General features: G+C 72.0%; 12 protein-coding genes. 6 read left to right on the top strand and 6 right to left on the bottom strand.

The genetic code is table 11. From position 1 onward, the window contains the following. Positions 1-63 precede the first annotated feature (63 nt). From TR33_RS23030 to TR33_RS23055, 6 genes are all read left to right on the top strand, one after another. Positions 64-1,950 carry a helix-turn-helix domain-containing protein gene (locus tag TR33_RS23030; RefSeq protein ID WP_042285473.1) on the top strand — a complete coding sequence of 629 codons (1,887 nt, stop codon included), beginning with the start codon at positions 64-66 and terminating at the stop codon, positions 1,948-1,950. A 118-nt stretch (positions 1,951-2,068) separates the two neighbouring features. Next, complete coding sequence (locus TR33_RS23035; RefSeq protein WP_042285475.1) at positions 2,069-3,340, top strand: hydroxymethylglutaryl-CoA reductase, degradative; 1,272 nt, start codon at positions 2,069-2,071, stop codon at positions 3,338-3,340. Then, the gene (locus TR33_RS23040; RefSeq protein ID WP_014909972.1) at positions 3,337-3,789 is read left to right on the top strand and encodes a hypothetical protein; all 453 of its coding nucleotides are present in this window, start codon (positions 3,337-3,339) and stop codon (positions 3,787-3,789) included. Before TR33_RS23035 ends, TR33_RS23040 begins: the two co-directional genes overlap by 4 nt. After that, complete coding sequence (locus tag TR33_RS23045; RefSeq protein ID WP_014911330.1) at positions 3,786-5,174, top strand: tripartite tricarboxylate transporter permease; 1,389 nt, start codon at positions 3,786-3,788, stop codon at positions 5,172-5,174. Before TR33_RS23040 ends, TR33_RS23045 begins: the two co-directional genes overlap by 4 nt. Before the next feature lie 150 nt (positions 5,175-5,324). Further along, positions 5,325-5,756: a VOC family protein gene (locus TR33_RS23050; protein WP_014912225.1), complete on the top strand. Its 432-nt coding sequence runs from the start codon at positions 5,325-5,327 to the stop codon at positions 5,754-5,756. A gap of 83 nt (positions 5,757-5,839) precedes the next feature. After that, positions 5,840-6,298, top strand: a complete 459-nt coding sequence (locus TR33_RS23055) for a ChaB family protein (RefSeq protein WP_017535272.1) — start codon at positions 5,840-5,842, stop codon at positions 6,296-6,298. 42 nt (positions 6,299-6,340) lie between these two features. Here TR33_RS23055 and TR33_RS23060 read toward each other — a convergent pair whose 3' ends face one another. From TR33_RS23060 to TR33_RS23085, 6 genes are read right to left on the bottom strand one after another with little or no spacing between them, the layout of a single operon-like run. Continuing rightward, positions 6,341-7,114: a class I SAM-dependent methyltransferase gene (locus tag TR33_RS23060; RefSeq protein ID WP_017535273.1), complete on the bottom strand. Its 774-nt coding sequence runs from the start codon at positions 7,112-7,114 to the stop codon at positions 6,341-6,343. 3 nt (positions 7,115-7,117) lie between these two features. Next, complete coding sequence (locus TR33_RS23065) at positions 7,118-7,885, bottom strand: SDR family oxidoreductase (RefSeq protein WP_017535274.1); 768 nt, start codon at positions 7,883-7,885, stop codon at positions 7,118-7,120. Next, complete coding sequence (locus tag TR33_RS23070; RefSeq protein WP_017535275.1) at positions 7,882-8,766, bottom strand: TauD/TfdA family dioxygenase; 885 nt, start codon at positions 8,764-8,766, stop codon at positions 7,882-7,884. Before TR33_RS23070 ends, TR33_RS23065 begins: the two co-directional genes overlap by 4 nt. Then, a complete protein-coding gene (locus TR33_RS23075; protein WP_199806182.1) occupies positions 8,763-12,944 on the bottom strand; it encodes an SDR family oxidoreductase in 4,182 nt (1,393 codons plus the stop codon). Before TR33_RS23075 ends, TR33_RS23070 begins: the two co-directional genes overlap by 4 nt. After that, on the bottom strand, positions 12,941-13,528 hold the full coding sequence (locus TR33_RS23080; RefSeq protein ID WP_042285479.1) for a DUF6309 family protein: 588 nt from the start codon (positions 13,526-13,528) through the stop codon (positions 12,941-12,943). Before TR33_RS23080 ends, TR33_RS23075 begins: the two co-directional genes overlap by 4 nt. Then, positions 13,525-14,292: a phytanoyl-CoA dioxygenase family protein gene (locus tag TR33_RS23085; RefSeq protein ID WP_017535277.1), complete on the bottom strand. Its 768-nt coding sequence runs from the start codon at positions 14,290-14,292 to the stop codon at positions 13,525-13,527. The genes TR33_RS23080 and TR33_RS23085 overlap by 4 nt, the downstream gene beginning before the upstream one ends. Positions 14,293-14,374 lie beyond the last annotated feature (82 nt).

A 14,374-nucleotide genomic window follows, 5' to 3' on the forward strand; every position in this document is an offset into this window, starting at 1 on the left:
CGGACCGAGAGCGTACCCGCCCCACCAGCGGTTTCGCCGGCCCCGGGCCGGCAGACTGGACCGATGGCAGAGCACACCAAACGGCTGGGACCGCAGGCACGACACGCCGTCGTCGACCTGCTCCGCCGGCTGGAGACCGGCGAGTACCTGGGGGCGGAGGAGGCCGAGACGATCCTGGGGGACATGGGCGAGGAACTCGCCTCCCAGGTCCAACGGACCTCCGCTCTCGTGGGCCGGCTCCGACGGCGCGAACGGGAACTGCTCGCCCTGATCACGAGCACCCACGACCTGGTCGACGTGCACGATCCCCAGGCCGTCCTCAAGCGTCTGGTGGACCGGGCCCACGACCTCGTCGGCACCGAGGTCACCTACATGTCCCTCTACGACCCCGACACCGACGAGCTGTTCGTGCGGGCCAGCCGGGGGACGGTCTCCCCGCGTTTCCCCGGGTTGCGCGTCCCCACCGGGGTGGGCATCGCCAGTCGGGTGGTCCACACCCTCAGCCCTCAGTGGGTCGCCGACTACTCGGAGACGGCCGACTTCGACCGCGACCCGGAGATCGACCTGGCCGTCAAGGACGAGCGGCTCCGTTCCCTGCTGGGCGTGCCGGTCTCCGCCGACGGGGAGATCCTCGGAGTGCTCTTCGCGGCCGACCGTTCGGCCCGCTCCTTCGGCGGCGACGAGATCGCCCTGCTGTCGGCCTTCGCCGACCAGGCCGCCCTCATCCTGCGCACCGCACGGCTCTTCTCCACCGCCTCCGAGGCGGCCCAACGGGCCCGCAAGCACGCCGAGGAGATGGCCGTGGCCGCCCGCGTGCACGAACGGCTCACCGCCCTGGTCCTGTCCGGGCACGGGCCCCGAGAGGTCGCCGACACCCTGGCCGGGGCCCTGGAACGTCCGGTCGCCGTCGTCGACCGCGATCACCGGCCGCTGGCCTCCTCGCCCGGGGCCGCCGAACGCCGATGGCACGACGGCCGCCCCCTGCCCGAGGTGGTCCGGGCGGCCGAACGCAGCCGGGCCTCGGGGCACTGCGCCGACGTGGGCGCCCACGGCCTGGCCACCGTGGCCGCCGTCATGGCCGGGCCGGTCTTCCTCGGGCTGGTCCTGGTGGGGGAGGCGCGAGAGCCCCTCACCGACCTGGAACAGCGCACCATCGAACGCTCGGCCCAGATCCTGGCCCTGTTGACCATGCGGCGCGACGCGTTGACCGAGGCCGAGGACCGGGTACGCGGCGAGCTGGCCCTGGACCTGCTCTCGGGCAGCACCGACACCGAGTCGCTCGAACGCCGCGCCAAGGCCCGGGGCATCGAACTCGACCGGGCCTGGACGGTGCTGGCCCTCCCAGTCCCCGACACCCGGCGCCACACCGTGCTCCGCGCCCTGTCGGGAGGGCGCGGCTGGCTGGCGGCGGTCCAGGACGGCGGGGTCGGTGTCCTGATCCCGGGGGAGGGGGCGACCGATCGGGCCGAGGAGGTCCGGGCCCGTGCCCACCAGGCTGAGGCCGGGGCGACGACCGTGGTGGTGGGCCGGGCCGAGGGGACCGCCGGACTGCCCGAGGCCATGCGGGAGGCCTGGGAGTGCGCCGCCCTGCTCCCCGGGCTCGGGGCGGACGAGGGGGTCTTCTCCACCGAGGAGTACGCGCCCTACCTCGCGATGTTCGGCACCGACGGCGAACGCGCGCGCCGGTTCGCCGAACGCCTGCTCGGCCCGGTGATCGCCTGGGACCGCGACCACGGCACGGACCTGATCGGCACGCTCCTGACCTACGTCGACAGCGGCGCCGGGGTGACCCGCACCGCCCGGACGCTGTTCGTGCACCCCAACACCGTCAAGCAGCGGTTGGAACGGCTGTCCGAGCTCCTGGGGTCGGACTGGCGATCCTCCGACGCGCTCTTCCGACTCGGCGTGGCGGCCCGCCTCCATGTGATCGGAAGGAAACGGCCAGGTTAACGGGGAGTTCTCTGTCCGAATCGGACATGTCGCCCACGTTGCGGGGCTGCTTGCATGGTCTCCATCACAGTGACGCACCGCATAGTCCGCGGTGCCTTCTCCCAGGGGGTGTCCCAGCTTGGCCGGTAACAGCAGGCTGTCCGGGTTCCGTAACCTCGACGTCGTCGAGAGGCGACGCACGGCCGCGCGCGAGTGCGGACTGGAGCCGGACGCGCTCGACGTTCTGGAGACGGGCGGCCTGGACTCCGAGATCGCCGACCGGATGATCGAGAACGCCGTCGGTGTCATCGGTGTGCCGGTGGGCGTGGCCACCAACTTCACCGTCAACGGGCGGGACGTCCTCGTCCCGATGGCCACCGAGGAGCCCTCGGTCGTGGCCGCCGCCTCCAACGCGGCCCGCATCGCCCGCGTCCGCGGCGGTTTCACCACCACGAGCACCACCCCGGTGATGCAGGCGCAGGTGCAGATCGTCGACGTCACCGACCCGGAGGCGGCCCGTCTGCGGGTGCTGGAGGCGCGGGAGGAGATCATCGAACTGGCCGAGCGCCAGGACCCCACCCTCGTCCGTCTGGGCGGAGGCGTGGTCGACCTGACCGTGCGCACCGTGCCGACCGGGGACCAGACCTACGTGGTGGCCCACCTGGCCGTCGACGTGCGCGACGCGATGGGCGCCAACGCCGTCAACACCATGGCCGAGGCCGTCGCGCCCCGGATCGCCGAACTGGCCCAGGGCCGCCCCCTGCTGCGCATCCTCACCAACCGGGCCGACCGGCGGATCAGCCGGGCCCGCGCGGTCCTGGACGCCGAGGCGCTGGGCGGGCCCGAGGTCGCCCGCGACATCGTCCACGGCTACCGTCTGGCCGCCGCCGACCCCTACCGGGCCGCCACCCACAACAAGGGCATCATGAACGGCGTCTCGGCCGTGGTCCTGGCCACCGGCAACGACACCCGCGCGATGGAGGCCGGCGCCCACGCGCACGCCGTCGACGCCTCCGGTCGCTACACCTCCCTGTCGACCTTCGAGATCGACGCCGAAGGCGATGTCGTCGCCACCCTGGAGCTGCCCACCCCGGTCGGCCTCGTCGGCGGCGCCACCCGCACGCACCCGGTCGCCCAGACCGCGCTGGCGCTGACCGGTGTGACCACGGCCCGCGAACTCGGCGAGCTCATGGTGGCGGTCGGCCTCGCCCAGAACATCGCGGCGGTGCGCGCCCTGGCCACCGAGGGCATCCAGCGCGGCCACATGTCGCTGCACGCCCGCAACATCGCCGTCGCCGCCGGTGCCGAACCCGAGGAGATCCCCCAGGTGGTGGCCGCCCTGGTGGCCGATCGTTCCTTCGGCGCCGACCACGCCGAGGCCGTCCTGGCACGTCTGCGAGACCGGCGATGACCGCCCCGGAGGAAGAGAAGGAGGCGACGGGCCGGCTCCTGGAGATCTGGGGCGACACCGTCGACTCCCGCCACACGCTGTGGGCGATCCTGCTCGGAGCCGGGATCGCGGTCCCGCTCTACCTGGTCTCGGAACGGCTGTTCGCCCACTTCGGCGACAACCCGGACGTGGCCTCCACCTACGCCCTGCTGGTGGGCCTGGGCGGCTGTCTCCTCGCCGGCTTCCTCAACGCCGTGTTCTTCCGACCCAAGCGCATCGTCCGCGAGACCGCCGCCGACGGTGAGGGTCGGAGGAAGGCCATGGACGCCATCGAGGCCGAGATCGGCCCCCTGGGCGACCCGTCCGAACTGCCCACCGCGGTCCAGGAGGAACTCCGCACCCTGGGGCTGTACGACGACCTGCTCGCGCAGCACCGGCGGCGCTCCACCGAAGCCGAGGAACGATCATGAGCCCCGAACTCCTCACCGACATGACCTGGGCCGTGGCCATGGGCATCATCGGTGTCGTGGTCTTCGCCTTCATCGGCCTGGCCTCCTACACCGACGAGACGGCCACGGTCGCCCCTCTGACCCTGCTCGTGGTGCTGCTGGGCGTGCCGCCCACCGGCGTCTTCACCTTCTTCATCGGCGCCATCGTCGCCAAGCACATCACCCACGCGATCCCCACGACCCTGTTGGGCATCCCCGGTGACACCCTGGCCGTGCCGATGTTGCGGGACGCGCAGATGCTGCGCGAGTTGGGCGTGCCCCACATCGCGCTGCGCAAGGCCATCTCCGGCGGTGTGCTCGCCGCGTTCATCTCGGTCCCGCTGTCGGTCCTGTTCGCCTGGCTGCTGAGCCCCTTCACCGAGGCGATCGGAGCGGCGGCCCCCTGGATCTTCCTCGCGGCGGCGCTCATCATCGCCTACACCTCGAAGGGGCGGCTGGCGGCGGTCTTCGCGCTGATCCCGTTCGTCCTGCTGGTCGTGGGGTTGCAGACCTTCATCGGCGAGACCATCGGCACGCCGCTGACGATCAGCTTCTTCATGGGCATCGCCATCGGACCGCTCATCGCGGACCTGTTCCTGTCACTGTCCCCGGCCGGACGGGAGGGCCTGCGCAGGTCGAAGCCGCGATCGTTCGACCTGGCCCCGGACAACCGGACGTGGAAGGGGCGGGTGCCCAACCCGTTCAAGATCCTCGACCGGCGACAGGTGGGGTACACGGCCGCCGCGGCCTCGGTCTCCAGCGCGACCTTCGTGTTCTCCCCGGTCGCGATGACCGTGCTCATGGGCGAGGCGGCCGGTTCCCGGATCAAGAACGGGTACCACCGGCTCACCACCGTGATGTCGGTGCGCAACGGCACCACCGAGTCCACCTACATCGCCGAGACGCTCATCCCGCTGATCGCGTTGGGGCTTCCGCTGTCGCCGATGGCGGCCGGACCGGCCGCGCCGCTGTTCAACGCCCCGCCGGTGTACACGGTGGACACGGAGACGGGCGCGACCAACAACCTGCACGACCTGCTGTCCGGGGGAGAGTTCCTCTTCTACGGTCTGCTCGGCGTGGTGCTGGCGACCGTCATCGCCTACCCGTTCGCGATGACCTACGCCCACAAGGCCGCCGGTTTCGTCATGCGCCGGATCTCCCACGAGGCGATCATCGGATCGTTCGCGGGCCTGATCCTGGTGATCTGCCTCTACGAGGGCGGCCTGTTGGCCGTCGGCGTGGCGGTCAGCGTCGGCCTGGTCGGCGGACTGCTGAACCGGATGTTCAACATGCACACCGGTGTGCAGTTCATGGGCTTCTACGTGGCGCTGTTGACGGTGCCGCAACTGCTCGCCCTGGTCGGCTGACCCGGCTCCACGGCCACGTCGGAAGGGCCCGCCCCGGAACGGGGGTGGGCCCTTCCGGTCGTACTCGGGGTCTCGGGGGTCTTCTCATGGACGCCGTGATGTCCTAATGTCGACATCGCGATGGAACACCCCCTCCCGAAAGGTCGCCCCATGACCCGGCCGGACACCCCTCGCCCCCGCTTCCACCTGGCCGTCCCCGTCGACGATCTGACGGCCGCCCGTCACTTCTACGGCACCGTGCTCGGCCTCGAACAGGGCCGCAGCTCCGACACCTGGATCGACTGGAACCTCGAAGGCCACCAGTTCGTCACCCACCTGGCCCCCGAACGTCGGGCCGCCGTCCACAACCCGGTCGACGGACACGACGTGCCCGTGCCCCACTTCGGTCTCATCCTCGCTCCGGAGGCCTTCGAACGGCTGGCCGAGCGATTGCGCGAGGCCGGGACCGAGTTCGTCATCGAACCGTACGTGCGCTTCGAAGGTCTGCCCGGAGAGCAGCGGACGATGTTCCTCCTCGACCCCGCCGGCAACGCCCTGGAGTTCAAGGCCTTCGCCGACGAGTCCCACATCTTCGCCACCTGACCCCGACACCCCGGTGTTTCCCGAGGTCGGAGAGCGGGCAGGGCGTCCCACACCGGAACCGACCATTCGGGGGGATGAGAGGAATGCCGGGTAAGGACGAACTTCCCGACACTCTGCGCCGGTCACCGAAGAAGGCGCAGCGGACCTGGATCGAAGCGCACGACAACGCGGTGAAGGAGTACGGCGAGGGCGAACGCGCCCACCGGGTGGCCTTCGCGGCGGTCAAGCACACCTTCGAGAAGGTCGGCGATCACTGGGAGGCCAAGCAGAGCAAGGGGCCCTCGGACGCCCAGGCGCGCAACCCGCGTTCGGGACGGCGCTCCGGCCCGGACCTGCCCACCGCCGGCGGGGTCGACGCCGAGGCCACCAAGGACCACCTGTACCGCCAGGCCCGCCGGCTGGGCATCGAGGGACGTTCCCGGATGCGCAAGAACGAGCTGGTCGACGCCCTGCGCAAGGAGAGCGAACGTCAGACCTCCGGGTCCGGACGCCGCTCCCGCCGAACCGCCGGAACGGCGTCCTCGCGGCCTCGTCGTGGATGACTCCGAGCCCGCCCCGTTTCCGGGGGCGGGCCCGGAGCCGTTCTAGGGGAGTCCTCCGCTTCGGGCGGGGGACTCCAGGTGCCGCCACCGCACCGGGTCGTGCGATCCGGTGTCCGCGACGGGTTCGGGCTCGTCCTTCGGCAGGGCGGAACGCTCGGCGCACTCCAGGATCAACGCCTCCGGCTCACCCCGGAAGAACGCGTACTCCACCCGCTCCACCCGCGAGGTGACGCCGTACCCCGCCAGCATCGCCCGCATCCGGTCCAGCGCCGGATAGCGCCGGGAATCCGCGTGCAGGAACAAGGGGTAGAGCCGCACCTGCCACCGGGACACCCGCACCAGTTCGAGCAGGGATCTGCGGTGGAAGTCCTCGCTCAACTGTCGTCCGTAGGAGAACAGCAGGTGCGAGCTGAGGACGAGATCGAAGGAGCGCTCGGCGAAGGGCAGCCGGGGGAGCGAACCCGCGACGTAGCGTTCGGGGCGCTTCCCGATGTCCGCCGCGAAGGCGCGCGCCGCCCGCGAACGGGAGCGGGTGTACTGTTCGGGCCCGTCGAACCACGTCCACACGAAGTCCTCCCGACGTTCGAGCAGTTCCTGGTGTTTGTGCTCGTTCTCCTTGAGCGCCAGCTCTCCCAGACGTTCCCGGTCGGACCCGTAGACGGGGTCCACGGCGACGGCGTCGATACCCCGCTCGCCGGCCTCGGACACGAAACCCGCGGCGCCGCCCGGGCAGTCCAGGATCCGCAGGGACAGATCGCGATCGGTGAGGGAGAACATCGCCCGGTACTCCTCGAAGGAGCGCGCGCTGACGAACACGGGTCATCCCCTCCCGATGAAGGGCATAGAGGCCGGTAGGACGGTGACGTACTGGACGTTGGTGTCCGGGGGCATCGACGCCATCAACAACAGCGTCTCGACGAACCGTTCCACCGGGATCGTCGTCTCCACCGCCATCGTCCCGTCCGCCTGCATCGAGGGCGGCTGCGGGCCGCCGTCCAGCGGGGCCACGTTGCCGACGTCGATCTGTCCGCAGGTGATGCCGTACGGCCGCCCGTCCAGGGACAGCGCCTTGGTCAGACCGAGGACGGCGTGCTTGGCGGTGGTGTAGGCGGCGGTATGGGGCCGGGGCGTATGGGCGGAGGGCGCGCCGTTGTTGATGATGCGTCCGCCCTGCGGGGACTGCTCCCGCATCACCCGGAAGGCCTCACGGGCGCACAGGAACGTGCCGGTGACCGTGGTGTCCATGATCGTGGTCCAGTCCTCGAACGCGATCTCGGCGACCGGCCTGCGGGGCACGGCCGCGCCCGCGTTGTTGAAGAGCAGGTCCACCCGGCCGAACCGCTCACGCGCGGAGGCGAACAGCGCCGCGACCCGCTCTGGATCGCGGATGTCGGTCGGGGCGGCCAGGAGCCGCCGCTCCCCGTCCCCGGCCAGGGCGATCGTCTCCTTCAAGGCCTCCTCGCGGCGCCCGGCGATCACCACCGACCAGCCGGCCTCGACCAGGGCGAGCGCTCCCGCCCGGCCCAGCCCGCCACCGCCGCCGGTGACCACGGCGACGCCGCGCCGCCCCTCCTCCGGGGCGCTCATCGGTCACCGTCGTTCATCCAGGCCCGGAGCACGCGGCGCGCCCGAGGACCGGGCTCGTCCACGTAGGGCGAGCGTCCGTGCAGGACACGGCTGTTGCGGATGAACAGCAGGTCGCCCGCGGCCAGCCGCAGCCCGAAGGCGATCTCCGGCCGGTAGAGGACCTCGTCGAGCACGTCGAGGGCCTCCCACTGTCGGTCGCTCAAGGGAGGACCGCCCCGCTCGGGCGAGGTGCGCACGGTCCGGGTCTGGTAGTAGCAGCCGGTGGTCCCGTCCTCCTGGGTGAAGAGGATGGGGGAGACGATGACCTGCTGTCCGGCGCGTCCGGTCCGGTCGAAGGTCCAGTCGCCCTCCAGGGTCTCCAGGACGTCCGGGCGCTCCCGGGCGATGATCTCCCGGACGTGGCGCGCGCTCGCGAGCTTGGTGTTCCCCCCGCCCAGGACCGCCGGCTGGAGGCAGAGCAGGACGAGCACGTCGCAGGTGTCGCAGTGGAAGCCCAGCTCGGTGGCGCCGTCGCCGTCGCGGTCGCGCAGCACCTGGAACAGGTCGCCCTGGGCGTTCTGCGGGATGATCTCACCGAAGTCCCGCAGCAGGAAGGACAGGGACGTTACGATGTCGACCTCGTCCTCACTCGGGTCGAGCAGGTCGGGGACGTGCGCGAAACCCACCGAGGCGACGCTCCCCTGGACGAAGGACCGCAGCCGCTCGCGCGCCTCCTTCCCCTCGCTCCAGGCCCGGGCCGCGGCGTCCCGCCTGAGCAGCCGCCGGTCCTCGTCGTCGAGGGGCATCGACCACAGGTCGCTCCGGCTCTCCAACGTCGTGCTTCCCCAACCGATCTCGGTCACGGTGTTCTCCGTCATCTCCTGGTCCGTTCCCTTCGTCATGGCCTCGGGTCACCTGGTCTCGGGAGGAAGCCGACGTCCACGGCCCAGGCCATGGCCGCCGACCACCACGTTCGGGTCGGAGGGGCGAAGCGGACCCCGGCGCGCTCCAGCGTCGACGTCGTCCGCGAGCCGTCGACCACCACGTTGCGGTCCTCCAGCTGCGACCACGCCATCGCCAGGCGCGCGGCGGTCGGATCGCTCCGTTCGAGGCGGGAGAGGGCCTCGGCGAACCCGTGGTCGTCGGTCAGGGTGATCGGATATCCCAGGTCGACCAGCCAGGACACCAGTTCGTCGTGGGCCACCGTGTGCGGGGACTCCACGTGGTGGACCCCGGGAGCCGAGTGCGCTCGGGTCGCGATGCCCGCCGCGACCGTGTCGACGTGGGAGAAGGCGAAGCCCTCCGAAGGGCGACTCGGGGCGGCCCCGGCCAGGACGTATCCGCGTACGAGCTGGTAGATCCGGTTGTCGGCCACGTTGTCCTGGAAGGCGCCGGTGCGGCTGTGCGCGGCGATGTGCCCGCTGCGGTGCACGTGGTAGGGGCGGCCGCCGGCGGCCCAGGCGCGGACGGTCTCCTCCGCCGCGAACTTCGTCCTCTCGTAGGGGGTGCGGAAGTCCTGGTCGATCCGCAGGTCGGCCTCGGAGAACCGGCGGGGAGGTCCGTCGACCCGGCCGGCGACCGCGAGCGTGGACAGGTGATGCAGTCGCGCGTCGGGCGCCTCCTTCTCGATCCAGGCCACCAGGCGTCGGACCGCGAGGTCATTGGTGCGTTCCAGTTCCTCGGGCGGGGCGACCAGACGTACGTCGGCGGCCGCGTGCACGATCACCTCGGCCCGGCGGGCCAGGGCGAGCCCGTCGCCGCCCAGCCCCAGCCCTTCGAGGTCGATGTCCCCGGCGATCACGTCCAGGGCCCCTTCCGAGCCGACGGGGGCGCCGGTCCGTTCGGCGAGCCGTCGGGCCGCGTCGGCGTCGTCCCGCCCCCGGACCAGGCAGGTGACCCGGGAGCCCCGGTCCAGGAGCGCGGTCACCAGGTGCCGGCCCAGATAGCCGGTGGCCCCGGTGAGCAGGACGTGGGGCGGCGGTTCCAGGACCCGGGCCCGAGCGGGGGAGGGGAGCCCGGGGTGCAGGAGGTGGCCCGAGGGCGGCACCGCGTTCGGTATCGGTGCGGGGGCGGGTGCCTCGGCCTCCGCCGCCACGGTGCGACCGAGGGCGGCGACGATCTCCTCGGCCGCGTCGTGCGACAGCCACGGCCACGCGTACACGAGGTCGATCACCAGCCTCCCCTCGACGACTCGGGCGGTCAGACGGAGCCGATGCAGCGGATCGGCGCTCGGGCAGCGTGCCGGTCCCGGGCTCTCGGAAGCCACCGACCAGCGCAGGGTCGGCTCGTCGGGCAGGGTGAAGGTGCCCAGGAGGTTGAAGCCGACCTCGGGGCGGGGACCGGCCGCGTCCATCGGCCGTTCCGGGGCCTCGCGGAGTCGGCGTTCGGTCTCCTCGATCGTCTCCGCGGTCGGGCGGGTGCCGTCCACGGCCACGTGTTTGACCGCCGTGAACCAGCCGACGGTGTCCATGTAGGCGTCGCCCCGGTCCGTGGTGTCCCGACCGTGGGTCTCCACCTCCACGGTGAGGGCCTCGCCCCCGTCCCGCGTGGAGACGGCGTGGGCGAACGCCGACAGCAGAAGGGCCTCCAGCCGTTGGGAGCGCCCGTGCCTGTGGAGGAGCCGGTCGGTGGCCCCGGCGTCGAGGGACCAGGTGAGGGCGGCCGGCTCGGTCCCGGCCAGGGCCTCGGGGCGGACCGGTGGGTCGGCGGGGGCCGGCGGCGCCGTCGCGGCCCATCGGTGGAAGTCGGCGGTCGGCGGTGGGAGGGCCGTGTCCCCGGAGAGCGCGGCGCGGTAGGCGTGGGCCAGGTCGTCGAGCAGGATCCGCCAGGAGAGGCCGTCCACCGTCAGGTGGTGCGCGAACAAGGCGAGCCGGTCCGGTGCTCCGTCCCGTCCGGAGAAGAGGTGGACACGGAGCGAGAGGCCGGCCGCCGGGTCCAGGGTGTGCTGGAGCTCGGCGCAGGTGGCCTCGACCCTCTCCGCCGCGTGTTCGGGGTCGCGGGGGAGCCGGGAGAAGGTCACCGTGTCCAGGTCCTCGACCTCCCGGGGCGCACCCGGACCCTCCGGGCCGATCGGCCGGCGCAGGGCGACGTGGCGGGTCAGGACCGTGCCCACCGCCCGGACCAGGGCCGAGGGGGCCACCGGCACCCCGCACTCCAGGAGGATCGCCTGGTTCCAGTGGCGCGGCTCCCGCGCCTCCTGTCGGAAGAACCACCGTTGGGCGGGAGCGAGGGCGAGCGCGTCGGCGGTGTCCCGTTCGGCTCCGGCGGAGACTCCTTCCCCGGTCACGGGTCGTGCGACCGACACCAGGAGCAGGGGCGAGGGGGAGCGGTAGAAGTCCTCGAAGGCGACCCGGTATCCGTGACGCCGCAGCAGGGTGATGGTGCGCATGGCCAGGATCGAGTCCCCGCCCAGGCTCAGGACGTCGGAGTCGGGCGCGACGTGGGACAGCCCGAGCGCGCCCGCCCAGAGTTCGGTGACGGCCTCCACCAGGGGGAGCCGTTCCGGGGACGGGGATGGTTCCGTCGCCCGGACGGAGGGCTCGGGCTCGTGCTCCCTCGCCGCGGCCTCGTCCACCAGGACGGCGAGACGTTCGTGGTCGAGCTTGCCGTTGGGCCCCGTCGGGAACCCCGTCAACGCGACGATCGGCCGGGGGATCGAGTACTCGGGCAGCCGATCCGTCAGGTGGACGCGGAGTTCGGCGAGGAGGCGTTCGGGGTCGAGGCCCGGCCCGGGGCGGACCGCCGCCGCCAGACGCGCCCCCGAAGGGGTCCGACGCACGACGACCGCGGCCTGGTCGACCCCGGAGAGGTCGCCCATCACCCACTCGACGTCGGCCGGGTCCACACGATGGCCGCGGATCTTGACCTGGCGGTCCGTACGGCCGGCGAAGACCAGGTCCCCCTCCGGCCGACGACGGCACAGGTCGCCGGTCAGGTAGCCGATCCCGCCCCGGTGGGGGACGAAACGCCGCGCGGTCTCCTCGGGGCGTCCGAAGTAGCCCGCGGTGACCCCGCGGCCGCCGATCAGCAGTTCGCCCTCTTCGGGTACGGGTGTCCCGTCCGGACCGACCAGGTCCAGGACGACCTCGCCGATCGCCGTGCCGATGGGGACCGTGGGCTCGTCCGCCGGAAGCTCGGACGAGGAGGAGGCCACGAAGCAGGTGGCGCCGATGGTGGTCTCGGTGGGGCCGTAGTGGTTGACCACCTGGCGGGCCACCCCGGTGTCCAGGAGCCCGGCGGCCAGGGAACGGGGCAGCGCCTCGCCGCCCAACAACAGGGTGCGCAGAGGCGGGCTCCCGGCCGGCCTTCCCTCGGCCAGGGCGGTCAGATGCGACGGCGTCGTCTTGAGCACCGACACCCCGGCCCCGGCCAAGGAGGCCCAGAAGGCGGCCGGCTCCCGGGTCTCGTGGTCGGGGACGACGTGCACCGATCCACCGGTGGCCAGGGCGAGCAGCCAGGCGGTGTGCCCGAGGTCGGCCGCCAGGGTGGTGACGTGCGCGCAGCACGGCGCCTCGTCCTCGCCCAGATCCAGCCGCGCGCGCAGAGAGAGCGCGTAGTGCACGGCGTTGGCGTGGGTGACCGTGACGGCCTTGGGCTCTCCGCTCGACCCCGAGGTGAAGGAGAGATAGGCGGGCGCGGCGGGTGCGAGCACCGGAGGCTCGAAGGGACGTGGGGCCGGGTCCGGGGCGTCCACGTCCAGGATCTCGACCGGACGTCCCTCGGGGACGGGGAGGGAGGCGTCCGCGACCAGGACGCACCGCGCGTCGACTGAGTCCAGACGGCGACGCACGTCGGCCGCGCTCCACGTGGGGTCGATGGCCACCGCCGCCGCGCCGGAGCGCAGCACCCCGTACAGCAGGGCGCACACCCGGGCGTCGCGAGGGCCCGCGATCGCCACCCGGTCACCGGGAACGACACCGAGTTCGTGGAGTCGGACGGCCACACGATCGGCCGTGAGGTGGAGCGCGCGGTAGTCGAGGGCACGGACACCGTCGGACAACGCCGGCCGCTCCGGATACGCGCGCGCCCGGTGGGTCAGCACGTCGGAGAGCGAGAGGGCCGGGCTCATCGTACGGGTCAAGGGCGTGGGCCTCCGGTCCGGTCGGTGTCGGGACGTGGGGGCGGCGGCCCCTGCTCGGACGAGGACTCCGGAACACCGGCGACGAACGCCTCGGTCCTCTCTCCCGGCGCCAGACGGTCGGACAGCGCCCAGGCCACCGACCGGTGCAACCCGTCCAGGTGGATGAGACCGCTGCGCACGCGCAGGTCGGCGTAGTCGGGGTGCGGGATCGGGCTCGTGCTCAGGTAGATCGGGCTGTGCGGGGAGCGTCGGAACAGGTCCAGCTTCTCCGCGCAGACCGGGTTCTCCCTCTCCATGGCCTCCGGGTCGGAGCGGACGAGTTCCGCGGCCTCGCCCACCGTCGTCTCGGTCTTGGGCACGAGGGCGAACCCGCCGCCCTCGCTCAGGTGCCAGGGCAGGGTGATGCCGAGGACCTCTTCGCGGGTGAGCAGGACCCGGACCCAGGTGCCGAGCATCTCGTCGGCCATCTCCAGGGCCCGTTCCCCGTCGCCGTTGGTGTTGGACCGATGTTCACGGTCGAGGGGGTGGTCGCCGCGATAGACCGCTCTCACGTAGGAGAAGGCGACAGTGCCGATGATCCTCATACGGAAGGACTCCGTTCCGCCGGTGTGTATTCGTCGAAGTGCCGTTCCGCGAACAGTTCGGGTCGGCGCCCGCCGTCCAGGTCCAGTGCCCGGGCCCGGGCCCGGGCGAGCATGTGCCGCCAGAACGGCTTCACGGGGCGCCACAGCGCCCCCACCTGACAGTACGAGGCGTCGACGAAGTAGCGCGGCTTTCCCGAACCGGGGATGTCCGAGGGTCTGCGGGCGTGGAACAGGGCCGAGTTCATCAGCACGGTCGACCCGGGCGGGAGCCGGTCGACGACGATCTCTCCGGGCAGTGCGGCGGTGTCGAGGTGGGCCCGGGCCCTCTTGTCGGCGTGTTCCAGGTGGGAGCCGGGCAGGAGCACGAGGTGGCCGACGGAGCCGTCGAGTCCGCCGAGGTAGTGCAGGGCGTGGACCATCAGCAGGTCCGGGTCGTCCCGGTCGTTGGGCTCGTGGTCGTGGTGCCAGGGTTTGCTCCCGGTCACGTCCCCGTGGCGGTCGCTGTGCAGATGATGGAAGACGAACGGGGCGGCCATCAGCTCGTCGAGGATCCTCATCAGGGGCTCATGCGCGAGGAGTCGACCGTGCGAGGGCAGTTCCAGCTCCATGAGCGGCGGGGGCGGGGCCTGGGAGCCGGGGGAGAGACAGGCGGCGATCGAACGTTCGCGCCAACCCTCGTCCACCCAGCGGTCCACCTCGGGGGCCAGGCCGTCGACGAGGTCTTCGGGCAGGAAGCCGGGGAGGATCAGATAGCCGGATTCCATGAAACGTTTCCGTTGTGCGGCTGTCGTCTCTATTTCCTGGGGAAACGTGTCCGTCAAGTTATCGCCCCTCATTCGGGTGCGG

Origin of the sequence: Nocardiopsis alba (assembly GCF_000710955.1) — a bacterium.
GTDB classification, from domain to species: domain Bacteria; phylum Actinomycetota; class Actinomycetes; order Streptosporangiales; family Streptosporangiaceae; genus Nocardiopsis; species Nocardiopsis alba.